Annotated in this window: 23 protein-coding genes; 16 read left to right on the top strand and 7 right to left on the bottom strand. The window is 51.6% G+C overall.

The window, feature by feature from the left end:
* The first annotated feature begins 20 nt into the window (after nucleotides 1-20).
* From FH871_RS14300 to FH871_RS14325, 6 genes are all read left to right on the top strand, one after another.
* Nucleotides 21-272: a hypothetical protein gene (locus tag FH871_RS14300; RefSeq protein ID WP_138992113.1), complete on the top strand. Its 252-nt coding sequence runs from the start codon at nucleotides 21-23 to the stop codon at nucleotides 270-272.
* A gap of 113 nt (nucleotides 273-385) precedes the next feature.
* A complete protein-coding gene (locus FH871_RS14305) occupies nucleotides 386-667 on the top strand; it encodes a hypothetical protein (RefSeq protein ID WP_114406185.1) in 282 nt (93 codons plus the stop codon).
* Nucleotides 668-987: 320 nt separating this feature from the next.
* Entirely contained in the window at nucleotides 988-1,542 is a 555-nt protein-coding gene (locus FH871_RS14310) for a peroxiredoxin (RefSeq protein ID WP_114406186.1), read from the top strand.
* Nucleotides 1,543-1,660: 118 nt separating this feature from the next.
* Nucleotides 1,661-2,251, top strand: a complete 591-nt coding sequence (locus FH871_RS14315) for a carboxymuconolactone decarboxylase family protein (RefSeq protein ID WP_138992114.1) — start codon at nucleotides 1,661-1,663, stop codon at nucleotides 2,249-2,251.
* 161 nt (nucleotides 2,252-2,412) lie between these two features.
* Nucleotides 2,413-3,414 carry a cytochrome c gene (locus FH871_RS14320; protein ID WP_138992115.1) on the top strand — a complete coding sequence of 334 codons (1,002 nt, stop codon included), beginning with the start codon at nucleotides 2,413-2,415 and terminating at the stop codon, nucleotides 3,412-3,414.
* Nucleotides 3,415-3,603: 189 nt separating this feature from the next.
* On the top strand, nucleotides 3,604-4,230 hold the full coding sequence (locus tag FH871_RS14325) for a response regulator transcription factor (protein WP_138992116.1): 627 nt from the start codon (nucleotides 3,604-3,606) through the stop codon (nucleotides 4,228-4,230).
* Nucleotides 4,231-4,285: 55 nt separating this feature from the next.
* On the opposite strand, the gene FH871_RS33140 is transcribed toward FH871_RS14325, so the two are convergent.
* Nucleotides 4,286-4,429, bottom strand: a complete 144-nt coding sequence (locus FH871_RS33140; protein ID WP_171062848.1) for a hypothetical protein — start codon at nucleotides 4,427-4,429, stop codon at nucleotides 4,286-4,288.
* A 255-nt stretch (nucleotides 4,430-4,684) separates the two neighbouring features.
* On the opposite strand from FH871_RS33140, the gene FH871_RS14330 reads away from it, so the two are divergent.
* The 4 genes from FH871_RS14330 to FH871_RS14340 all read left to right on the top strand — a co-directional run bounded on the left by FH871_RS14330 (nucleotide 4,685) and on the right by FH871_RS14340 (nucleotide 6,051).
* Nucleotides 4,685-4,918: a hypothetical protein gene (locus FH871_RS14330; RefSeq protein ID WP_138992117.1), complete on the top strand. Its 234-nt coding sequence runs from the start codon at nucleotides 4,685-4,687 to the stop codon at nucleotides 4,916-4,918.
* Between the two features lie 30 nt (nucleotides 4,919-4,948).
* The gene (locus tag FH871_RS33990) at nucleotides 4,949-5,083 is read left to right on the top strand and encodes a hypothetical protein (protein WP_255516905.1); all 135 of its coding nucleotides are present in this window, start codon (nucleotides 4,949-4,951) and stop codon (nucleotides 5,081-5,083) included.
* A 158-nt stretch (nucleotides 5,084-5,241) separates the two neighbouring features.
* Nucleotides 5,242-5,514: a DUF4242 domain-containing protein gene (locus FH871_RS14335; protein ID WP_138992118.1), complete on the top strand. Its 273-nt coding sequence runs from the start codon at nucleotides 5,242-5,244 to the stop codon at nucleotides 5,512-5,514.
* A 30-nt stretch (nucleotides 5,515-5,544) separates the two neighbouring features.
* Nucleotides 5,545-6,051, top strand: coding sequence for an OsmC family protein (locus tag FH871_RS14340; protein ID WP_138992119.1), 507 nt, complete (start codon nucleotides 5,545-5,547; stop codon nucleotides 6,049-6,051).
* A 324-nt stretch (nucleotides 6,052-6,375) separates the two neighbouring features.
* Here FH871_RS14340 and FH871_RS14345 read toward each other — a convergent pair whose 3' ends face one another.
* The gene (locus FH871_RS14345) at nucleotides 6,376-6,693 is read right to left on the bottom strand and encodes a Uma2 family endonuclease (protein ID WP_138992120.1); all 318 of its coding nucleotides are present in this window, start codon (nucleotides 6,691-6,693) and stop codon (nucleotides 6,376-6,378) included.
* A gap of 42 nt (nucleotides 6,694-6,735) precedes the next feature.
* On the bottom strand, nucleotides 6,736-7,815 hold the full coding sequence (hemH, locus tag FH871_RS14350) for a ferrochelatase (protein WP_138992121.1): 1,080 nt from the start codon (nucleotides 7,813-7,815) through the stop codon (nucleotides 6,736-6,738).
* 213 nt (nucleotides 7,816-8,028) lie between these two features.
* On the opposite strand from hemH, the gene FH871_RS14355 reads away from it, so the two are divergent.
* The gene (locus FH871_RS14355) at nucleotides 8,029-8,964 is read left to right on the top strand and encodes a hydrogen peroxide-inducible genes activator (RefSeq protein WP_138992122.1); all 936 of its coding nucleotides are present in this window, start codon (nucleotides 8,029-8,031) and stop codon (nucleotides 8,962-8,964) included.
* Here FH871_RS14355 and FH871_RS14360 read toward each other — a convergent pair.
* Both FH871_RS14360 and FH871_RS14365 read right to left on the bottom strand, forming a co-directional pair.
* A complete protein-coding gene (locus tag FH871_RS14360; protein WP_138992123.1) occupies nucleotides 8,961-10,229 on the bottom strand; it encodes a DEAD/DEAH box helicase in 1,269 nt (422 codons plus the stop codon). The two genes, FH871_RS14355 and FH871_RS14360, sit on opposite strands and share 4 nt — an antisense overlap.
* A gap of 55 nt (nucleotides 10,230-10,284) precedes the next feature.
* On the bottom strand, nucleotides 10,285-11,367 hold the full coding sequence (locus tag FH871_RS14365) for a complex I subunit 1 family protein (RefSeq protein WP_138992124.1): 1,083 nt from the start codon (nucleotides 11,365-11,367) through the stop codon (nucleotides 10,285-10,287).
* A gap of 226 nt (nucleotides 11,368-11,593) precedes the next feature.
* On the opposite strand from FH871_RS14365, the gene FH871_RS14370 reads away from it, so the two are divergent.
* The 3 genes from FH871_RS14370 to FH871_RS14380 all read left to right on the top strand — a co-directional run bounded on the left by FH871_RS14370 (nucleotide 11,594) and on the right by FH871_RS14380 (nucleotide 16,403).
* Entirely contained in the window at nucleotides 11,594-12,916 is a 1,323-nt protein-coding gene (locus FH871_RS14370; protein WP_138992125.1) for a deoxyribodipyrimidine photo-lyase, read from the top strand.
* 92 nt (nucleotides 12,917-13,008) lie between these two features.
* On the top strand, nucleotides 13,009-15,366 hold the full coding sequence (locus tag FH871_RS14375; RefSeq protein ID WP_229317293.1) for a TonB-dependent receptor: 2,358 nt from the start codon (nucleotides 13,009-13,011) through the stop codon (nucleotides 15,364-15,366).
* Complete coding sequence (locus tag FH871_RS14380; RefSeq protein ID WP_138992126.1) at nucleotides 15,366-16,403, top strand: DUF4249 domain-containing protein; 1,038 nt, start codon at nucleotides 15,366-15,368, stop codon at nucleotides 16,401-16,403. Before FH871_RS14375 ends, FH871_RS14380 begins: the two co-directional genes overlap by 1 nt.
* On the opposite strand, the gene FH871_RS14385 is transcribed toward FH871_RS14380, so the two are convergent.
* On the bottom strand, nucleotides 16,404-17,648 hold the full coding sequence (locus FH871_RS14385; protein WP_229317295.1) for a lytic transglycosylase domain-containing protein: 1,245 nt from the start codon (nucleotides 17,646-17,648) through the stop codon (nucleotides 16,404-16,406). It lies immediately after the preceding gene.
* A 163-nt stretch (nucleotides 17,649-17,811) separates the two neighbouring features.
* On the bottom strand, nucleotides 17,812-18,021 hold the full coding sequence (locus tag FH871_RS14390) for an alkylphosphonate utilization protein (RefSeq protein ID WP_138992127.1): 210 nt from the start codon (nucleotides 18,019-18,021) through the stop codon (nucleotides 17,812-17,814).
* A gap of 164 nt (nucleotides 18,022-18,185) precedes the next feature.
* Here FH871_RS14390 and FH871_RS14395 point away from each other — a divergent pair, with 164 nt between their 5' ends.
* Together FH871_RS14395 and FH871_RS14400 are read left to right on the top strand one after the other, a co-directional pair.
* Nucleotides 18,186-20,681: a glutaminase family protein gene (locus FH871_RS14395; RefSeq protein WP_138992128.1), complete on the top strand. Its 2,496-nt coding sequence runs from the start codon at nucleotides 18,186-18,188 to the stop codon at nucleotides 20,679-20,681.
* Between the two features lie 21 nt (nucleotides 20,682-20,702).
* On the top strand, nucleotides 20,703-21,560 hold the full coding sequence (locus FH871_RS14400; RefSeq protein WP_138992129.1) for a sugar phosphate isomerase/epimerase: 858 nt from the start codon (nucleotides 20,703-20,705) through the stop codon (nucleotides 21,558-21,560).
* The last annotated feature ends 262 nt before the right edge of the window (nucleotides 21,561-21,822 follow it).

Consider the following 21,822-nt stretch of genomic DNA (forward strand, 5'->3'; position numbering starts at 1 on the left):
TATTAAACAACATAGAGAAAATGGTACATGCGATTCATTTGCTGAAAGAAAAATTTAAAACGATCGGAGTAACACAATGGAACAACCTGCTTCATCGGGTTTTCCGGCCGGTTATTGGCCCATCACAATCCATTTACGATTCAGTGGGAAACGGCATGTTTGGTTTCGATCAGGCTCCGGCTAAAAGCTACCAATTGATTCCTGTCGAAACGAATAAACCCACTTTTCAACCACAGAAATCGAAGCAGTATCTCCTGGAAGATATTCGCTAATCGACTACAGGTTGAAAACGATTTCAGTAAGCAGTCTTTGTTTGAAATGACCAGCTTATTGGACCATTTGCTCCGAAAATTCGGGCAAATACAATGACTTTTTATTTCACAAAATGAACGAATTAGCCACCAAGCTCCAAAAAATGCAGGAATTTGGCACACCCACCGTCGGTGGTTATGTCATTACAAACTTTTACCGGTCGAACGCCCACAGTGGGCCAACCACCTATCGGTTGCATTTTAAAAGAGAAAAAGATTTAACACCTCCTTCGTTTGACGTTGTCATTCAATACACCGAAGCATTTCAGGTAGACTACAAAGATCCGGGACACGATACGGAACGGCTTACGTTTCCAACGTATGAATCGGTTATGGCTTATTTAGCCGCCAAGTAGCACCCAAATCCATACATTCTACAGACGCGAAGTTGAGTCGTGGCAAAATGACCTGATCATTTTCCAGCTCAGTTTCGCGTTTTTATTTTTAAATAATATAAAATAAAAACCAAATAATCCTATTTTTACAGTATTGCAAATAATACAATTTTTTATACATTATCCATATCCAGAAGCAAGCTATACTGAAAACGAAGGAGTTAAAAACCGCATTGATTTTATCTATACTGCATCAATAAATCGAATTTACATCCTACCTACTTTTTTTGCATTTTTGTATTGAATTTAGATTTTACAACCTGTATAAATACTGGCAAACCATGAAAAATCAAATTGTTTCCGTCGGATCAACCTTTCCGGATTTCAAGAAACTGGCTGTTGTATCGCTGGACAAAGGCAACGAGTTTTACGAGATTTCGTCGGACGATCACAAGAACGCCGGCAAATGGCTGGTGATGTTCTGGTGGCCGAAAGACTTTACATTCGTATGCCCCACCGAAATCGCTGAGTTCAACAACAAGTTCGAAGATTTTGCTGACCGGGATACGATCGTAATTGGTGCCTCGACCGATAGTGAATTTGTTCACCTGGCGTGGCGCAAAAACCATGATGATCTGCGTGGCCTGAAATTCCCGATGCTGGCCGACACCTCAAAATCACTGGCCGAAGAGCTGGGCATTCTGGAAGCCAACGAAAAAATCGCTTACCGTGTCACCTACATCGTTGACCCCCAAGGCATCATTCGGTGGGTTTCGGTAAACGACCTGTCTGTTGGCCGGAACGTAAACGAAGTCATCCGCGTGCTGGATGCCCTGCAAACCGACGAGCTTTGCCCCTGCAACTGGGTAAAAGGCGAAGAAACGCTAACGGCTTAATTTTAATTGTGATTGAGCGAATGCGTGATTGAGTGAATAGCTCCGCCAATTACAACTTCCTGCGGAGCTATTCACTCAATCACTCAATCACGCATTCTATCATTCACTCATTCAAGAGATGACCACGTCCATTCAAAACGAAACCATACTGTCGCTGCTGACCAATCTGGGATTGGATACCTCGGCCGCTTACCCGGCACTCGAAACGCTGGGACAGGTTGACCACCGGTATTTGCGCGATCTGAAAATCAATGTTGGCAACGTTCTGAACAGCAGCCAGCATCTGTCGAAAAAGCACGCTTATCTGCTGGCGTTGTCGGTTGCCGCGAACGAGAAATACCAGCCGCTGATCGATAGTTTTTCAGCCATTGCCCGTCAGGAAGGCGCCACGGATGCCGAAATCGCGGAAACGCTGGCCTGCACGTCGCTGTTGAGCACCAACAACGTTTTTTACCGTTTCCGGCACTTCACCGGAAAAGACTACTACCAACAGACCCAACCCGGTATTCGGATGAGCATCATGATGAATCCGGCGTTGGGGAAAGAATTTTTCGAGTTGGTTAGCCTCGTTGTTTCAGCCGTCAACGGGTGTGAATTGTGCGTTCGTTCGCACGAAGAAAGCGTGTTGAAACACGGTGCCACGGAGGCCCGGGTATTCGACGCCATCCGGTTAGGATCGGTCGTAAAAGGACTGATTACCATTCTATAGCGTAATACCTACACTTCATTGACGAACCTGCGGGACTTTTTAAAGTCTCGCAGGTTTTTTTTTGCCAAATAATAAAACAAGCTCTTTGTGTAACCACTTACCGCGCATTTTAAATAAGTTTACCTGTCAAAAATACCTACTCTCTCCTCTAATACAACAGCATGAAAAAGTTACTACGAATTTTGTTAATCGCCGTTGGCGTCATTGTACTGATCGGCATTGGCGGTTTCGCCTACGTGAAACTGGCTCTGCCCAATGTCGGCCCGGCGCCGGAGCTAACGATTCAGGCCGACTCGGTGCAAATTGCCCGGGGCCGGTATCTGGCTAACCACGTTGCCGTTTGTGTCGATTGCCATTCCGAACGGAACTGGAACATCGTGAGCGGCCCGGTTATTCCGGGAACCGAAGGCAAGGGTGGTGAAGCATTCACCCGTGAAATGGGCTTCCCGGGCGTTTATTATGCCCGCAACATTACCCCGGCCCACCTGAGTGGCTGGAGCGATGGGGAGATCTACCGCGCCATTACAGCCGGTGTCAGCAAAGACGGAAGTCCGTTGTTTCCGGTTATGCCCTACGGCAATTTCGGTCAGGCCGACCCGGAAGACATCAAAGCCATTATTGCCTACGTGCGCACCCTGAAACCGATCGAAAACAAGTCCATTCCGGCCCCTGAGTCAGACTTTCCGATGAGTTTGATCATCAACACCATTCCCACCCAATCCGAGGGAGGCAAACGTCCGGCTCCGGCGGATTCGGTTGCTTATGGAAAATACCTGACAACATTGGCCAGTTGTGGCGACTGCCACACGCCCGTAGACGACAAGGGTCAGCCGCTTCCAGGGATGGCCTTTGCCGGGGGACGGCAATTTCCCATGCCCGTCGGAACCGTTCGCGCCATGAATCTGACGCCTGATGCAGAAACCGGACTGGGTTCGTGGACAAAGCAGGCTTTCATTGCCCGCTTCAAAGCCGCCGAAAAGGATTTTAAACACCCCTCTACCGGTGAATTTGAAGGTTTCAACACCATTATGCCCTGGATGATGTATGCCGGCATGAGCGAGGAAGATCTGGGCGCCATCTTTACGTACCTCAAAACCGTTCCAGCGGTGAAGAACGCTGTCGTGCGGTTCACGCCGAAAGGGAAAGAAGTCGCAAGTCGATGAGTAAAAATGACGGCCCAGCGATTGGTGGGCCGTCATTTGCCCCAATTTCGCTAAAAAGTGGTTTTTCCGAAAATTCCACGCCTTTTAATCAATACCATCCTGGTGATCTGCCGTTTAATCAAATAGCAGTTGTCCTTTCGGGGGAAAAGTCGACTATTGCACGGTTTAATAACCGACCTAGCCTCGATCATGCCATACAACATCGCTCTTCTGGACGACCATCAGGTGGTGCTTGAAAGCTTTGCCAATCTGCTTGCCACTTCAGACCACTTCCGGGTAATCGGTATGGCTTTTGACCAATCCTCTTTGGTGAAGATTCTGGATCAACACCCCATCGACGTGCTGATTACGGACCTGCTGATGCCAAGTATCAACGGAACCGAGCTGGTACCCATCCTGAAAACCCGCTACCCCACGCTGTCTATTCTGGTGTTGTCTGGCTCGACGGATCCCCTGCTGGTGCGGCAGGTAATGCAGGCCGGAGCGAACGGCTTTGTGACGAAAACCGCCGATAAAGCCGAACTCTTCGATGCCATTCTGGCCGTTGGGGCTGGTCGCCGGCACATCGATAGCCGGGTTTTTTCAGTGGAAGAAACCGTGCTGGTTCTCCCCGCCAGCAATCCCCTGACCGATCGTGAAACGCAAATTGCCAGCCTGATTGTGGATGAATTATCCAGTGTAGAAATTGCCGCCCGGCTGTTCATTTCGTTCAATACCGTAGAAACGCATCGCAAGCGGATTTATCAAAAACTGGGGGTGACCACGGCGCTGGGCTTAATGAAATATTTGCTAAAACGGGGTTTTGTGAAACAGTAAAGGGCAGTGTAATGCTGGCTTCGGTCCCGTTCTCTCCGCTAGATTCCATCCAACATTACGCTCCGATGGTCTCGGCCTGTTCCCGGATGTTGTACAATCCCATCCCAACGTCCGCCGGATGAATGACGCCCATACCGTCATCGTTCAATTGCCAAATCAGGCAGTCGCCGTGCTGAACCCTTTTTTTCCTCTTTGCCAAACTCCGCGAGACTCTTTCATACAAACGCCCCAGCCTCCTCTTATTCCCCGATCCAGCAGGCTATCTACGTACGACTGATCCGTATTTCGGTCAAAATTGAACGGCGAAATCTCAAAAGACGAACCATTTGAAAGCAAAATCACCGAAATCCGTGACAGGAAATCACGGATTTCGGTGATTTTTCGGGATCGGGGATTCAGGACATTTGTACCGGTAATTTTCTGATACACACCCTATAGATAATCTTCTTACGCCTTGAAACGAATCACTTTAGCCACCGCTTACTTAACGGTCATCGGCATTCTGGCTTTTTTCCAGTCGCCCGGTTTTTTACTCGTCTGTGACCATGCCTTCGGGCCGCTATCCCCCGTCAATCAGCCACCGACACTCACCATCCAGGAAGGCAACAGGTCGGCTCCAACTACCTTCCAACCTTTTCAGGTATCGCCCACTCGCCAACTTCCCGACATTCAGATTGTCCACCAGTAAGTATACCGCACCGAATCCTTCCATCTCATCATGAAAACCGTTTTGATTTCCCTGATCACCGTCCTGTGTGCGTTGATTTGGTCTGGCTTTTCCCGTTTCGATCTCTACGATACTGACGACTCCGACATCACCTGGGATGAAATTGACGAGGACTTATGGCCTTAGGCCATCTTCTATTCAACGCATCCCAGGTCCTATGAACCACCTGAAAAAATAACCACCCGGTGGCTGGCTTTGATCTTTTCATTACCCCTTCTAATACCCCGTAAAGTGGAGACCAGAAACCACTTTAAAAAACGGAATGGAACCAAAAACCAACGATTATGCCTAAGTATGTCATTGAAAGGGAAATACCGGGAGCCGGGAATTTAACCCATGACCAATTGAAAGCCATTTCACAAACCTCCTGCAACGTGCTCAACAAGATGGGGCCTCAAATTCAGTGGGTTCATAGCTATGTTGCAACGGATAAACTTTACTGCGTTTACAATGCGTTAAACGAAGACATGATTCGGGAGCACGCCAGACAGGGCGGGTTTCCGGCCAATTCGATCATGGAAGTTTCCGTCATTATCGACCCGGTCACAGCCGAATAGTTTGTTTTTTAAAATTGGTTACCTTGCTACATGAATGCAGAAGAACTTAGAAACCGGCAGGCGCCACTCAAGGATCAATACCGCAGACAACCCGAATCTGCTATCCTAACCCTGAAAGCAGCGGGGAAAATAGGCGAAGGCATTTCGTGCAAAGTGGAAACCGGCCGCGCAGTGGTCGAAGCCGGGTTGCATCCCGCAACAGGGGGCGACGGTCTTCTGGCCTGTTCAGGGGATATGCTTCTGGAAGCCCTGGTCGCTTGCGCCGGTGTGACTTTACGCGCCGTTTCAACGGCCATCGGTATTGACCTGAAAGACGGCACGATAACCGCCGAGGGTGATCTGGATTTCCGCGGAACCCTGGGCGTTTCCAAAGAAGCACCCGTAGGTTTTCAAACCATTCGTCTGGCTTTCAATCTGGATACCGATGCATCGGCGGAACAGCTTCTGACGCTGGCCAGGTTGACCGAGCGGTATTGCGTTGTTTATCAGACGCTAACGCAGGGCGTTTCAGTGAAAACCACCTTTACTTTTTTATGAGTCGATGTGAACACAATGATCAGGGGTCAATCTAAAAGATCAATTGGATGATTTATTGGCCGCTTTAAACGAGAGAAGGCCCGCTGATCAGCGGGCCTTCGTTATTCCGGTTCTTCCTGAACATCGACGGACTCCAGCCGAACCACATCCGATAGTTTCCAATACGATGCAATCCGCCAGAGATCCTCTTCCACTTTGGTAAATACATCCACCAGAACGCGATCAGGGCTTATTTGAACGTATTGTTGAAAGGAAGCTGTCGGTGCAATCGAAATTTTCAGCGTTTATCGTATCCTTTCGTGGATGGCGAAAATACCTCAATGATTACGATGGGGTATTAGCAGCATTCTTGTTAATCCCAAAAGTCTGCAACGCACCGCAGACGATGCTGGCATCGGGATAAACATATTGACTCTCCGATAGGGCAAGGGCCAGATCAGAATTGTAGACGCGGCACGGTTTTCCTTTCAAACTGTTTCCCAACTCACGCGTTGTGTTCGTTACAATCAAACTGTGGGCCGGCGTTCCGCCAGCCATATCATAAATTACACCATTGATGTATTCATGCCTAACATCTGATTCCTGCTCCAGCGCAAGGTATTCTTCGACAGTATAATGAGTTTTTTCAACTCCCTGACCCATAGTTTATTTGCTCTAAGATGTCAATAAACTGAAAATCTGACATTAGGCTGTCCGCTTCACCAGGTCGACCAGCGTTTCGATCCAGATGGGGCTGTCGTTCAGGCTTTCGACCAACTGCCAGCGTTCACCGCCGAACTTCTCGAACAGTTCCTTGTATTCGACGCCCACCTCAATGATGGTTTCCAGGCAATCGGCCACAAACGCCGGAGAGAACGCCAGCACACTTTTGACGCCTTGTTTGGCCAGTTGCGGGATAACATCATCCGTATACGGCTGAATCCAGGGATTTTTTCCCAGTCGGGACTGAAAACAGGTGGTGTATTTCCCTTCGGGAATACCGAGTTCCTTCACCAGTCGCCGGGTGGTATCGAAACACTGCGCCCGGTAACAATACTGGTTCATGGCGTGCAGGGAATCGCAGCAATCGCCCAGCTTGCACACCTTTCCGGTCACGTCGCCTTTCAAAATCTGGCGTTCGGGCAAACCGTGGTAGCTGAAAATAACGTGGTCGTAGTCTTCCTGCGCCATGTATTTACGACCCAGACGGACAAATCCTTCAATGAATTTGGGATGATCGGAAAAGCGGTTGGTGAACCGGATCTGCGGAATAACCTGCCACTTGCCGACAATTTCCATCACTTTTTCATACACCGAACCCGTACTGGCCGACGCATACTGCGGAAAAAAGGGAATGACAATGATCTCGGTCAAACCCAGTTGCTGAAACGCCGAAAGACCGGCATCGATGCTCGGATTCTGATACCGCATCGCCAGTTTTACCACATAATCGTCACCCAGTGCCTTTTGCAGCTCCCGCTCCACCACTTCACCGTAATACTTTAAGGGAGAACCATTTGCGGTCCACACTTCCCCGTAGACCTTCGCCGATTTGGGAGCTCGAAACGGCGCGATGATCCCATTGACCAGAAACGTGCGGGACACCACCGGAATGTCGATCACCCGACCGTCCATCAAAAACTCGCGGAGGTATTTTCGGACATCCGGCACCGACGGACTGTCGGGCGTGCCCAGGTTGACAATCAGAACGCCGGTTTTACCGGGCTGTTTCTGAACGGGTATTGATTGCTGCAAAACAGGCAGGGCCTGATCGGGTACTTCCATAGCGAGTAACTTGATTGACAAATCAAAATTACAACGGAATTGGTATCAACTCAATCACTATCTTTTATTTTTGTATCGAAATTATTTATAATTAATAGAGGGCTAGAAATGGCCGGATGGTTGAAAATGGTTAAGGGACACGGGTTGTCAAACCGCCAAAGCCATTATAACCATTTTTAACCATCTCAACCATTCAAGCCATCACCACCATTCATGACCCTTTCGCAGTTAGAATACATTGTTGCCGTTGATACCCACCGCCATTTTGCCACTGCCGCCGATCATTGTCACGTTACCCAGCCCACATTGAGTATGCAAATTCAAAAGCTGGAGGACGAATTAGGTGTTTTGCTTTTCGACCGGTCGAAGCAACCGGTGGTGCCAACGGAAACCGGCCAACTGATTCTGAATCAGGCGCGTGACGTATTGCGAACCGCCCGGCGGATTCCGGAAATTGTGAAAGAGTCGAAAGAGGATTTTAGTGGTGAGCTTCGGCTGGGCATCATTCCAACGCTGGCGCCCTATCTGTTGCCCTACTTCATTGGCCAGTTCATCGACCGCTATCCGGCCGTGACGGTTCACATTCAGGAGATGATGACGGAGCAGGTGCTGGAGCGACTGAAAAACGGACTGATCGACGTGGGTATTGTGGTTACTCCGCTGGATGAAAACGGTCTGCTCGAAATTCCGCTGTTTTACGAGCCTTTTGTCGTTTATGCCTCCGACTCCCATCCCCTTTTTCAAAAAACCGCTATTTCGGCGATGGATTTAAAAACCGATGGTTTGTGGCTGTTGACCGAAGGGCATTGCTTTCGAAACCAGGTCGTTAGCCTGTGCGGAAACGACAAACGACTGAACGGCAGCCAACCGTTGCGCTACGAAACGGGTTCGCTCGAAACGCTGATCAAACTGATTGATAAACAGGATGGGTTTACGCTACTCCCCTATCTGGCGACGCTTGACATGGACGCCATCCGGAAGGCCCGCACCCGGCCTTTCGAGGCTCCACAGCCGGTGCGGGAAGTCAGTCTGGTGATGCACCGCAGCTTTCTGAAGCGGAAGCTGATCGATGCGCTGAAGCAGGAAATAGTTACCCACTTGCCCGCCGAACTGACTACGAAGAAAAAAAATACAATCGTTGGTCTTTAACGCCGGCCAAACCGTCGGCGGCTACCACCCCGGAAATCACTGCCCGCACTTTCGCCCCGGCTTCCGTTGGCACCGTTGCCCGATTGCGTCCGCGATGACTGCCCCGTTCCGGAAGAAGCCACAGCGGTTTCCATCGGATACGGATGGTTGTCAACCACCGGTATTGACTTGGTAATCAACTTGTTAATATCGCGCAAATATTCCTTTTCTTCCGCATCGCAAAACGACAGCGCAATCCCGTCGTGACCCGCCCGGCCCGTCCGGCCAATCCGGTGAACGTACGTCTCCGGGACGTTGGGCAGTTCGTAGTTGATCACGTGCGACAGTTCATCGACGTCGATGCCCCGTGCAGCAATATCCGTGGCTACCAACACCCGCGTTTGCCGGTTTTTAAAGTTCGTCAGGGCACGCTGGCGCGCGTTCTGCGACTTATTGCCGTGAATGGCTTCCGCCTGAATACCGGCTTTCAGCAGATCTTTGGCCACTTTATCGGCACCATGTTTGGTTCGGGCAAACACCAGAGCCGATTCAATGGCTTTGTCGTTGAGCAGGTGAATGAGCAGGCGTTTCTTGTCGGTTTTGTCCACAAAATAAACGGCCTGTTTCACTTTCTCAGCCGTTGAAGAAACCGGCGTTACTTCCACTCTGACCGGTTTCCGCAAAATCGTATCGGCCAGTTTGGAAACGTCTGGCGGCATGGTGGCAGAGAAAAACAGCGACTGGCGCTGGGCTGGCAGTTTGGCAATCACCTTTTTGACATCGTGGATAAAGCCCATGTCGAGCATCCGGTCGGCTTCGTCGAGAACGAACAATTCGATATGTTGCAAATGAACAAACCGCTGGTTCATCAGATCCAGTAAACGGCCCGGCGTGGCAATCATGATGTCGACGCCAGCTTTCAGGGCGAGCGTCTGCGAATGTTGCGGAACTCCGCCGAATATAACCGTATGACGCAGGTTCAAATATTTTCCGTAGGCAGCAAAACTCTCTCCGATCTGGATGGCCAGTTCGCGGGTAGGCGTCAGAATAAGGGCTTTGATGGGGCGGGGACCCCGTTCCGGACCTTTTTCGGCTTCCAGAATTTGCAGGATGGGAATGGCAAAAGCCGCCGTTTTTCCGGTGCCGGTCTGGGCGCAACCCAGCAAATCCCGGCGTTCCAGCAAAATGGGAATAGCCTGTTCCTGTATGGGGGTGGGGGTCGTATATCCTTCGGCGCTCAGGGCCTTCAGAATGGGCTCGATGAGCGCTAATTTGGTAAAAGACATGTGTTGAATTTAATACTTGTACCTGTACAACCCTGCCAGGACAAATAAAGTGCCATTACACCATCAACAACCGCCAAACACCCGAAATCAGCAGCAAAATCAGGCCGATGGGCGTCAGTACTTTCCAGCACAGAAACATCATCTGATCGACCCGGACGCGGGGGAATGTCCAGCGCACCCACATCTGCACCAGCACCGCCAGCATCGCTTTAGAAAACAGCCAGAACACGCCGGTGATGTTGCCCCAGGCAGTTCCGGGCAGGCCACTCGTCCAGTCGGCCAGGCGCAGGGGGCCGAGATTGGGCAGGGGTGTGTTCCAGCTTCCCAGGAATAAAATGGCCCCCAGAAAAGAAACCAGCAGCATCATGGCGTATTCGGAAAGCATCAGCAGGGCAAACCGCATCCCGCTGTATTCGGTATTGTAACCACCGACTAGTTCGGATTCGCCTTCGGGCAAGTCGAACGGGGCACGGTTGCTCTCGGCCAACGTCGTGATGAAAAAGACGATGTAGGCAATCAGCAGAAACGGGTTGCGGAGAATATTCCAGCTAAAAATACCGCCCCAGTTCGTCACATCGACACCCAGTGCCTTCAGCCCGAACAGGTAATTGGTTTCTTCGGTATAAATGCCCTGCTGAAAACTGATGGTCTGTAAATTCAGCGTCTGGCAAATCATCACCGCGCAAAGAATGGTGAGGCCAAGCGGTATTTCATAGGAAACAATCTGCGCCACCGAGCGCATGGCCCCAAAAAGCGAATATTTGTTGTTGGACCCCCAACCGGCCATCATAATGCCGATCACATCGACCGAAACAATCGCCATCAGGTAAAATACGCCCACCTCTGTAGCCGAGCCTTGCAGGTCGGGGGTCAGCGGCATCACGGCATAGCCCGCAAAAACCGAGGCAAAAATGATCAGCGGAGCCAGCAGAAACAGCTTGCGGTCGGCGGCTTTCGGCACAATGTCTTCTTTCTGAAGCAATTTCAGCAGATCCGCAATCAGTTGCAGCAAACCGAATTTCCCCACTTCCATTGGCCCCAGCCGGTCCTGAATAAACGCCGAAACCTTCCGTTCGAGGTAAACCCCAACGACCACAAAACTAACCGCAATGACTAAAAATATCGGAAGAGCGAGCATAATGTACCCACGGACTAAAGTCCGTGTTTGAATCCTAAAGGCCGCCCCAACCGTACGACGGTCCGCCCCCTGAAGGAGACTTACAGCATCCGGTCAAAGCCCCTTCAGGGAGTTGGGGGTATTTAATTTTCAAATATAGGCATGACTGGGTTATTATTACCGGCTAAATTCCGTGGCTCCGCTAAACATTTCGATTCAACCGACCGTTGCCCAAAAAAACCATCGTATGTCAAAACCTTCTTCTAAACCCGTCGCCCTGTTCTGGTACCGCCGGGATTTGCGCCTGAACGACAATGCCGGCCTCTATCATGCCCTCCGCAGCGGTTTTCCGGTTTTGCCCGTTTTCATTTTCGACCAAACCATTCTGGATGCGCTCGACGACAAGCACGACCGTCGGCTTGAATTCATTCACAATACCGTTCTGGAAATGCAGCAGGAGTTTCGCGAAATCGGAACGTCACTGCTGGTTCGGTATGGAAAACCGCTGGATATCTACCGCGACCTGCTGAAAGAATTCAATATTCAGGCGGTTTTCACGAATTATGATTATGAAGTCTACGCAAAGGAACGCGACAAAGCGGTGGCCGATCTGCTCTCTGAAAACGGGGCGGAGTTCCATGCCTACAAAGACCAGACCATCTTCGACCGCGACGAAGTGCTGACCGGCAGTGGGTCGCCCTATACGGTTTTTACGCCCTACAGCCGCAACTGGCACCACAAACTGACCGACTTTTACCTGAAATCATATCCCACCCAAAAATATTACGCCAACTTCCTGAAAACCGCTGCGCTGCCCATTCCGCCACTGGAAGAACTGGGTTTCAAACCGGTGAAAGAGCCGTTTCCGGGGAAAACCGTGCGGGCCTCCCTGCTCGATCATTACAAGGAAACCCGCGATTTTCCGGCCATGAAAGGAACCAGTGAGTTGAGCATTCACCTCCGTTTTGGCACCATCAGCATCCGCGAACTGGCCCGGAAAGCGAAAGAACAAAACTTCACCTTTCTGAATGAACTGGTCTGGCGGGATTTCTATTTTCAGGTGCTCGACCATTTTCCGCACGTCGAAAAAAACTCGTTTCGCCGGGAATATGACCACATCGAATGGCGCAACAAGGAAGACGAATTTCAACGCTGGTGCGAGGGCCGAACGGGCTACCCGATTGTAGACGCCGGGATGCGGCAATTGAACGCAATTGGCTGGATGCACAACCGCGTCCGGATGATTACGGCCAGTTTTCTGTGTAAACACCTGCTGATCGACTGGCGGTGGGGTGAAGCGTATTTTGCCAAAAAACTGCGGGATTACGACCTGTCGGCCAACAACGGCGGCTGGCAATGGGCCGCCGGATCGGGGACGGATGCCGCGCCGTATTTCCGGGTTTTCAATCCCACACTCCAGGCCCAGAAGTTTGATCCGAAAGGCGAATACATCCGCCAGTGGGTGCCCGAATTCAATTCACTGGATTATGTCGAGCCGATGGTGGAGCACACGATGGCGCGAAACCGGGCTATTGAAACCTACAAAAAAGGGTTGGCGGCTGCGAAATAACGCGAAAAATTGCATTTACAAAATTGTATCTTGGATGATTACAACCTAATACGTGGTTTTGGTGTCTATACGACTACAACTTTTTGCTGTGCATGCCGAACCGTTTCCTTTTCAGTTTCGCGTTCTTTCTGCTTGTTTTTCAGGAACTTATTGCTCAACGGGTGATGCTCAATGCCACCGTCATGCGGGCCGATACGGCGCTGCCCATTGTGGGAGCCAGCGTATTCGTGACCGAATCCGGTGCAGGTACGACCACGGACGAGCAGGGCCGGTTTTCCGTTTCGTTGCGGCCCGGTTCCTACCACATCAACCTTTCTGCCGTTGGTTTTAAATCGGATCGTCCGTTTATCGTCGTCAATGCGAACCGGACGGCGGTTTTCCGGCTAATTTCCCAAACGTTTGAACTCGATGAGGTGGAAGTCCGCGACCGGCGCGCGGATCAAAACGTGAAGGACGTCCGGATGAGCCAGATTCAACTGGATGTCCGGCAATTGAAAAAAATGCCGGTGGTGCTGGGCGAACCGGACATTTTGAAAGCCCTGACGCTGCAAGCCGGTGTTTCGACGGCGGGCGAAGGTGCGGGCGGTTTCAACGTGCGCGGGGGGCGAACCGACCAGAATCTGGTGCTGCTCGACGGCGCGCCGATGTACAACACCTCGCATTTGCTCGGTTTTTATGCCAACGTCAGTTCGGATGTGGTGCAGGACGTGAATATCTACAAAGGCAGTTTTTCATCCCAGTACGGCGGCCGAATTTCGTCCCTCCTGCTCGTCAACACCAAAGCCGGCAACAGCGAACGCTGGCGGCTTTCGGGCGGCATCAGCCCCATCAGCGGACGCGTGGTGATTGACGGGCCGATTGCCAAAGGACTGACGCTGATGGCCGCCGGGCGCGTAGCCTATCCCGACTGGATTCTGAAATCATTTCCCGAACGCAGTGCGGCCAAGGAAAGCCGGGCTTTTTTTTACGATGGCAACCTGAAACTCAACTATTCGCCCAATGCCGCCAATACAATTTCGCTGTCGGCCTACCGCAGTGCGGATCGCTTCAAATTCCCGGGCGACACCACCTACGGCTGGCAATCGAATGTGGTGTCGGGCCGCTGGAGCCGTTTGCTGCGCCGGAATTTTCAACTGAATGTCAATGCGTTATACAGCGGTTATCAGTACCATGTTGAGGGCGAAACCGAGGGCTACACTTTTCGGCTGACGTCTTATATCCAGCACCGTGAAGCCAAAGCCGATCTGTTTTATACGCTCTTCGATAAACACAAACTACAGGTAGGGGCGAACGGAATTCTCTACCGGCTTCAAAAAGGCGACCTTGAACCAACGGGTGACAATTCGAGCATCAATCCGAAACGACTGGAACCCGAAAACGCCCGCGAACTGGGTGTTTATGCCAACAGTGAATGGATTCTGACGCCGTCGATTACGCTCCAGGCCGGTTTACGGTATTCATCGTTCAGCCAACTAGGCCCGCAAACAGTGTATCGCTATGCCGAACAGACTCCCCGAACGCCCGAAACCGTGGTCGATTCAACGGTTTTTGCCGATGGAAAGCCCATGCAGACCTACGGGGGTTTTGAACCCCGTCTGGGTTTGCGGGTGCAACTTTCGTCCAGCATGTCTCTAAAACTTAACTACAGCCGAAACCGTCAGTACATCCACCTGATTTCGAACACCACCGCCATCACGCCCTCGGATTTCTGGAAAGTCAGTGATTCATACGTACCCGCTCAGGTGGCCGATCAACTGGCCATTGGCTTATTTAAAAACCTGAACGACAACGCCATTGAACTGGCCCTCGAAGGCTATTACAAAACCACCGACAACCTGGTGGAATACCGCAACGGGGCTACCCTCCTGTTGAACGAACGGCTGGAAACCGATTTGCTCCAGGCTCGGGGCAAGGCGTATGGTGTAGAGATAAGCGTTGCCAAAAATAAGGGAAAACTGACGGGACAGTTCAACTATTCCTACGCCCGATCGTTCGTAGCGGTTCAAACGCCTTTCAGCGAATTGCAGGTCAATCAGGGCGCCGATTACCCGTCGAATTTTGATAAACCGCACAACCTGAATGTGCAAACCCGGCTGGCGATGCGCTACAACTGGACGTTTACGACCAATTTCGTTTACAGCACCGGCGTTCCGGCGACCTACCCCGACGGACAATATGTGTTTGCCAACCAGCCGACGCTCAACTATTCAAAACGCAACGCCGACCGGATTCAGGATTACCACCGGCTGGATGTTGCCTTCTCGAAAGACACCCGGTTGAGCAACCGCCAGACGCGATACAGCATCTGGACCATCGGCATTTACAACGTTTACGCCCGCAAAAACCCGTATTCGGTGTATTTCAACCGTTCCAATTCCCGGACAGACGCGTACCGGCTGTCTGTATTTGGCACCCTGATTCCGTCGATTACCTATAATTTCAATTTCTAATGAAGCAGTTGGCACTTGTGTTGGTGATTTTGAGCGGGTTGTTGTCCTGCATCGATCCGGTTTCGTTGCCCATCCGCAATGAAGCTCCGCAGTTGGTGGTCGATGGGCTGATTACCAACGAAAAACCGCCTTACAGCGTCCGGCTGTCGTATTCTGGCAGTTTTACATTCGATCAGGAAAATCCGCAGGACCAAAAGGTGACGGATGCGGTCGTGACGCTGAACGATGACGCGGGGCATTCGACGCCAATGGCGCACGATGTACTGAATGCAGGTTTTTATCGAACGACGGACGCTGCGTTTGTGGGGCAACCGGGCCGCAGTTATACCCTGACGATTCGTTTGGCTAATGGAAAAACGTTCGTTTCGGCACCCGAAAAAATGCCCGCCGTTCCCGGTATCGACAGCGTTTACGCCCGGTTTACGCCCACCGAAAGCATCACCCTACCCTACCAGTATTATTTTTACCTCGACGCATCGGACCCCTCCGCACAGCAAAATTTTTACCGCTGGACGGCATATGCCTACACCGCCCGGCGTTCAACCGGGGTGCCGTGTTGCCTGGGCTGTACGGCCATTTGTTTTGATCGCTGCTGGGTGCAGTATTTTAGTCAGGATGTCAACATTCTGTCGGACAACGGCATCAATGGAAACCAGCTTCGGCAGCAACTCGTCATGCGCTCACCGATCTACACGCCCGGTCCCACGCTCGTCGAAGTGCAGCAATTCAGCCTGACGCCGGCGGCTTTTCAGTTCTGGAAACTCTTCAAGGAACAACAATCCCGAACCGGGACTATTTTCGATCCGCTACCGGCTTCGGTAATCGGCAACATTTCCAATGCCAGCCATGCTGAAGAGAAGGCGCTGGGGTATTTTGGTGCGTCGGCGGTTGTTCGGAAGCGGTTTCGGGAGCGTGGGGATGCGACCTACGGCACGGCCATTTACGGGTATATCAGTTCCGTTATGGTTCCGCAGGGCGATTGCCGCCAAACCTACGGCTGGCTTACTCCCGTGACCGAGCCCAGCGGCTGGCAATAATCACAATACTTTCCAGCCCACCAGCCAGGTGCGGCCACCCGGTTTGAGCTGGTCGGCTTTCGGGAGCGGCACCCCCGCCAGCCCGGTTTGCGGATTAAGACAAATCAGCGTGAGTTTATACGTTTTTTTGTCGGCATCGGCCACCAGTTTGGTCGAGCGCAGAAAAATCTGGCCCGACTGGCGGTCCACATCATCCACCGTCGCATAAAGCACATCGTTCTTGCCCAGTTTCTGATCACCGATCACCACGTCTTTTGTCAGTTTGAATTCCCACGTTTGTCCGACCGCCACCTTACCGGGTTTGATCAGTTCGGCTTCAACTTCACCCTTGAACAAAACTGCATTCGACGCTTTCAACTTCGACAGGGTTCCCAGCAAACTATCGACCGAAGCGGTTTCAAACCGTAATTCCAGGCTTTCCTTTGGCTCGATGGCCAGCCCAACCGGTTCCGGTTCCTCAGCCGGAATCAACCCTTTTGCAATGGCTTCGGCCCGTTCCCGTTCGTACGAATTGCCTGCCGATGCCATCAGGTTATTGGTCAGGTATTGACCCGGAAACTGAAAAAACTCCTTGACGGCCACGATTTTGTAGAGGTAATCGCTTGTCTCGGCGTTCATCGACAGGAAGTAGTAATTGCTCTGCTGCTGCTTTTTCATGTGCGATTGCATCCGGCCAATCCCGCCGTTGTAGGCAGCCGCCACCATCGTCCACGAACCCAGATTTCGGTACAGAATCCGCAAATAGCGACACGCGGCATCGGTCGATTTGAGCAGGTCTTTGCGCTCATCCACCTTGTCGTTCCGTTTCAAACCCAGTTCATCGGCCGTTTCGGGCATGAGTTGCCAGTAGCCCGTCGCGCCTTTGTGGGAAACCGCATCGGCTTTGAGTCCGCTTTCCACCACGGCCAGGTATTTGAAATCGTCGGGAATGCGGTGTTTTTTCAGAATCGGCTCGATGATCGGGAAGTACTGGGCAATGGCCCGACGGCGGAAATTGATCAGGTGATTCTGCGACGACACATTCCGCATCAGCGCCATCGACAGGTTGTGCGCAACGGCTCCGCTTTCCACCGGAACCGGCTCCCCGCAAAAGTTTACACCCATCGGTTTGGGTACGGCTACCGACCGGGCGGGCAATTTACGAGCCATTTTGCGGGAAGACCGTTGGGCAAAAACCGCTGTTGCCACCGTGAGGCTGAAGAGACTAATCAGGGTAATCGAAAAAAAGAATCGTTGTTGATGCACGCCTATAACCTTGGTTGTCAATGAGTAAAACGATCACACAGGCTTTTGTGTTCATTTTAGACGCGGTTTTTAGGAAAAGGTTACGGTCTGCTGGTCAATAAATCCGCAGCGCACAGAGGCCATTTCAACCGGAATATAGGTCAATGTCTCAACCGATCGCTCATCACACCTTCTGCAAAAACTGCGTTTTCAACACCATCACCGTCCGATCCACCTTCCCTTCGATTTCCTCCGCATCATCCGTAAGCCGGATGTTTTTCACGACCGTGCCTCTTTTCAGCGTCGTTGAACTGCCCTTCACTTTGAGATCTTTGATCAATTTCACCGAATCGCCTTCGGCAAGCGTTGTGCCATTGCTGTCTTTTACGTCCATTTCGTTTCCGTTTTGAATTGTGGCCGCGAAGATAGGACTTCTCCTTTCAATCATTTCCCAACCAAGTAGAAAAAGACCATCCAATGATTTTTAATACATTCGTGCGTTCCCGCGGTTTTGAACATTTTTACACCGGAATAGCACTCAACCAACCATTCACTCTAATGAAGATTCGATTTACCGCTCTTTTTTTTCTCAGCCTGCTTCTTTCCATTGCCAAACATCCGGTGCTGGCTCAACGGCCTCCCGCCTACCCGTTGGTCACCATCGATCCGTATACGAGTATCTGGGCATTTACCGACAAGCTCAACGAATCGCCGACCCGCCACTGGACGGGCAAAAATCAGCCGCTCGACGGCTTGGTTCGCGTCGATGGCCGGGCCTACCGGTTTATGGGTGCCGAAATGACTACGCTCAAAACGGTGATTCCAACCGCACTAACGGCAGGTTACGAATTGCAGTACACTTTTCAGAAACCGGGTGACGGATGGGAAAAACCGGGTTTCAAACCCTCCGGCGACTGGAAAACCGGACAGGCACCCATCGGCGACGGAGCCTCCAGCAATCCCGTCAAACCCGCCACACTCTGGAAAACCAAAGAAGTCTGGTACCGACGCACCGTGACCGTTTCGGATCTGAATTTTGAAAAACCGGTTTTGTACCTGAGTCATGACAACGATGTGGTCGTGTACATCAATGGCGTGAAGGCTTTCGAAAGCGGCCCCGGTTACATCGGTGATTACAAGACATTCGCCTTGTCTCCGGCGGCCAAAGCAGCGTTGAAAAAAGGAACCAACCTGCTGGCGGTGAGTTGCATCAACCCCGTCGGCGGTGGGTATGTCGATGTGGGTTTGGTAGATCAGCGGAAAGTGAATCTGGGTGCGCCGGTAATGCTCGCTCAACAACAGAACGTGACGGTTCGGGCGACCCAAACGGAATACCGGTTTGCCGCCGGGCCCGTCAGCCTTACCGTCAATTTCACAACGCCCTTGTTGCTGGATGATCTGGATGTGGCCACCCGCCCGGCTTCGTACCTGACCTACACCGCCCAATCGACCGACGGAAAACCGCATACCGTCGAAGTCTACACAGCGGCTTCGGGCCTGTTGAGTGTGAATCAGCCCAATCAGGAAGTGGTCGGCAAACGTTCATCGGCCGAAGGACTGACGGTTTTGTCGATCGGCACGACGGAGCAGAACATTCTGGGGCGCAAAGGCGATGATGTCCGGATCGACTGGGGCTATGCGCTCCTGGCGGTTCCAACGGCGTCGACCACGCAGACCGGCATCGGGCAACCGGCTGCTCTGTTCCGCAGTTTTGTCAGCACCGGAAAAGTGGTCGATGAAGCCAACCAGCCGACCGCGGCCGACAACCGGTCGCTGGCGGTTTCGCAAGCGTTGGGAACGGTGACGCAAACGCCGAAAACCGCGCACGTGATCCTGGGATACGATGACCTGTATGCCGTTCAGTATTTTGGCAAAAACCTGCGGGCGTGGTGGCGCCGGGACGAATCCATGACGACCGAAAAAATGCTGGCTGCGGTGGAAAAGGATTATGCCCAACTCACCGAAAAATGCCGCCAGTTTGATCAGAAACTGCACGCCGAAGCCGAAAAATCGGGTGGAAAACCGTATGCCGATCTGTGCCAGTTGGCCTACCGTCAGGCGATTGCGGCCCATAAAACTGTGGCGGGTCCAAAAGGTGAAGTGCTGTTTCTGTCCAAAGAAAATTTCAGCAACGGCTCCATCGGAACGGTGGACGTGACCTATCCGTCGGCTCCGCTTTTTCTGATTTATAATCCGACCTTGCTGAAAGGCATGATGGAGCCGATTTTCCAGTATTCGGAAAGCGGAAAATGGACCAAGCCGTTTGCCGCCCACGATGTGGGGACCTATCCGCTGGCCAACGGCCAGACTTACGGCGAGGACATGCCGGTGGAAGAGAGCGGCAACATGCTGATTCTGACAGCCGCCATTGCTGCCTCCGAAAAAAATGCCGATTATGCCAAACAACACTGGCAAACCCTGACCACCTGGGTCGATTACCTCAAAAAAGACGGTTTCGATCCCGCCAATCAGCTTTGCACCGATGATTTCGCCGGTCACCTCGCCCGCAACGCCAACCTGAGCATCAAAGCCATCATGGGCATTGCGTCGTATGGACATCTGGCGAAGCTATTGGGACAGTCGGAAGTTGGTGACCAACACCTGAAGTTGGCCCGCGAGCTGGCACAAAAATGGGTGCAAATGGCGCAGGATGGCGATCATTATGCGCTGACGTTCGATAAACCGCAGGGAAGCTGGAGTCAGAAATACAACCTGGTGTGGGATAAACTCCTGGATCTGAACATCTTTCCGAAGGACGTGGCCGAAAAAGAAATCCGGTATTACCTGACCAAACAGCAGCCCTTTGGCCTGCCGCTGGACAGCCGCAAAACCTACACCAAATCGGACTGGATTATCTGGACGGCCACCATCGCCGACAAACCGCAGGACTTTCAGCAATTGGTGCTGCCGGTTTTCAAGTATGCCGACCAGACCCCCAGCCGGGTACCGCTGGGCGACTGGCACGAAACCACCAACGGCAAGCAGGTTGGGTTTCAGGCCCGTTCGGTGGTGGGCGGTTATTTCATTAAACTGTTACACGATAAACTCCATTAATTCACTTTTTTAACTGAGCCCATGATGAAAAACCGATTATCCCTTGTCTTGATTACGGCCCTGCTGCTGGATTTCAGCAGCGGTTTTGCCCAAAAGAAGATTTACACCTTCCCAATTGGTATTCAGTCGTATACGTACCGAAACAGCTTCCCGAAAGGCGTGGCTGCCACCCTCGATACGATTCAGTCGCTGGGCATTACGGAGATGGAAGGCGGAACGCCGAAAGGTGTGACCACCGAAGAATTCAAGAAGATGCTGAAGGACCGTAACATTTCGATTCCGGGCACCGGCGCGGGCTACGAACAACTGGTGAAAGACCCGATGGCGGTAGTCAAGAATGCCAAAGAACTCGGTTCCCAGTTTGTGATGTGCGCCTGGATTCCGCATCAAAAAGGCAATTTCACGCTGGAGAACGCCAAGAAAGCCGTGGAAGATTTCAACCGGGTGGGCAAAGTCCTGAAAGAAAACGGCCTGACGTTCTGTTACCACAACCACGGTTTTGAATTTCAGCCGTATGAAGACGGCACGCTGTTCGATTACATGGTAAAAAACACCGATCCCCGGTATGTTTCCTTCGAAATGGACATTCTGTGGGCGACCCACGGCGGGGCAGATCCGGTCAAGTTGCTGAACAAATACGGCAATCGCTGGAAACTGATGCACTTGAAAGACCTTAAAAAAGGCGTGAAAGGCGATTTTACCGGCAATACCCCCCAGGAAAACGACGTGATTCTGGGAACGGGCCAGATCGATATGCCAATGGTGCTGAAAACCGCCAAAAAAGTCGGCATCAAGCATTATTTTATTGAAGACGAAAGCAATATCTGGAGTTACCAGGTTCCGAAAAGTATTGCGTACCTGAAGAACCTGACGGAGTAACGGTTTTTGAAAGACCGAAATGTAAAGGACAGGACGGAGTGGCGCAGGCGGCTTCATCCTGTCCTTTTTTACGCCTGCTACCTTTTCTCAGAGCCTCACCTATTTACTAATCGGTTACCGCTTGTTATCTATTGGTGACAATAACTTGAGAATTGCCTTTACTTTTGTTACAGGCATCAAAGCGCGGTTTTACCACATTGCTCAGTAGTTCTTCCCTGAAAAATGTAATAATAACCGCTAAATAAGTACAAAACCGTCCTGC

It is taken from the genome of Larkinella sp. C7 (genome assembly GCF_006149005.1).
GTDB lineage: Bacteria > Bacteroidota > Bacteroidia > Cytophagales > Spirosomataceae > Larkinella.

Excerpts from the sequence above, each read along its gene's own strand:
- FH871_RS14335 (WP_138992118.1), top strand. The coding sequence starts at position 5,242 with ATGCCTAAGTATGTCATTGAAAGGGAAATACCGGGAGCCGGGAATTTA.
- FH871_RS14345 (WP_138992120.1), bottom strand. The coding sequence starts at position 6,693 with ATGGGTCAGGGAGTTGAAAAAACTCATTATACTGTCGAAGAATACCTT.
- FH871_RS14395 (WP_138992128.1), top strand. The coding sequence starts at position 18,186 with ATGAAGATTCGATTTACCGCTCTTTTTTTTCTCAGCCTGCTTCTTTCC.
- FH871_RS14300 (WP_138992113.1), top strand. The coding sequence starts at position 21 with ATGGTACATGCGATTCATTTGCTGAAAGAAAAATTTAAAACGATCGGA.
- FH871_RS14390 (WP_138992127.1), bottom strand. The coding sequence starts at position 18,021 with ATGGACGTAAAAGACAGCAATGGCACAACGCTTGCCGAAGGCGATTCG.
- FH871_RS14400 (WP_138992129.1), top strand. The coding sequence starts at position 20,703 with ATGATGAAAAACCGATTATCCCTTGTCTTGATTACGGCCCTGCTGCTG.
- FH871_RS14340 (WP_138992119.1), top strand. The coding sequence starts at position 5,545 with ATGAATGCAGAAGAACTTAGAAACCGGCAGGCGCCACTCAAGGATCAA.
- hemH (WP_138992121.1), bottom strand. The coding sequence starts at position 7,815 with ATGGAAGTACCCGATCAGGCCCTGCCTGTTTTGCAGCAATCAATACCC.
- FH871_RS33990 (WP_255516905.1), top strand. The coding sequence starts at position 4,949 with ATGAAAACCGTTTTGATTTCCCTGATCACCGTCCTGTGTGCGTTGATT.
- FH871_RS14320 (WP_138992115.1), top strand. The coding sequence starts at position 2,413 with ATGAAAAAGTTACTACGAATTTTGTTAATCGCCGTTGGCGTCATTGTA.
- FH871_RS14380 (WP_138992126.1), top strand. The coding sequence starts at position 15,366 with ATGAAGCAGTTGGCACTTGTGTTGGTGATTTTGAGCGGGTTGTTGTCC.
- FH871_RS14305 (WP_114406185.1), top strand. The coding sequence starts at position 386 with ATGAACGAATTAGCCACCAAGCTCCAAAAAATGCAGGAATTTGGCACA.
- FH871_RS14365 (WP_138992124.1), bottom strand. The coding sequence starts at position 11,367 with ATGCTCGCTCTTCCGATATTTTTAGTCATTGCGGTTAGTTTTGTGGTC.
- FH871_RS14375 (WP_229317293.1), top strand. The coding sequence starts at position 13,009 with ATGCCGAACCGTTTCCTTTTCAGTTTCGCGTTCTTTCTGCTTGTTTTT.
- FH871_RS14355 (WP_138992122.1), top strand. The coding sequence starts at position 8,029 with ATGACCCTTTCGCAGTTAGAATACATTGTTGCCGTTGATACCCACCGC.
- FH871_RS14315 (WP_138992114.1), top strand. The coding sequence starts at position 1,661 with ATGACCACGTCCATTCAAAACGAAACCATACTGTCGCTGCTGACCAAT.
- FH871_RS14325 (WP_138992116.1), top strand. The coding sequence starts at position 3,604 with ATGCCATACAACATCGCTCTTCTGGACGACCATCAGGTGGTGCTTGAA.
- FH871_RS14370 (WP_138992125.1), top strand. The coding sequence starts at position 11,594 with ATGTCAAAACCTTCTTCTAAACCCGTCGCCCTGTTCTGGTACCGCCGG.
- FH871_RS14360 (WP_138992123.1), bottom strand. The coding sequence starts at position 10,229 with ATGTCTTTTACCAAATTAGCGCTCATCGAGCCCATTCTGAAGGCCCTG.
- FH871_RS14310 (WP_114406186.1), top strand. The coding sequence starts at position 988 with ATGAAAAATCAAATTGTTTCCGTCGGATCAACCTTTCCGGATTTCAAG.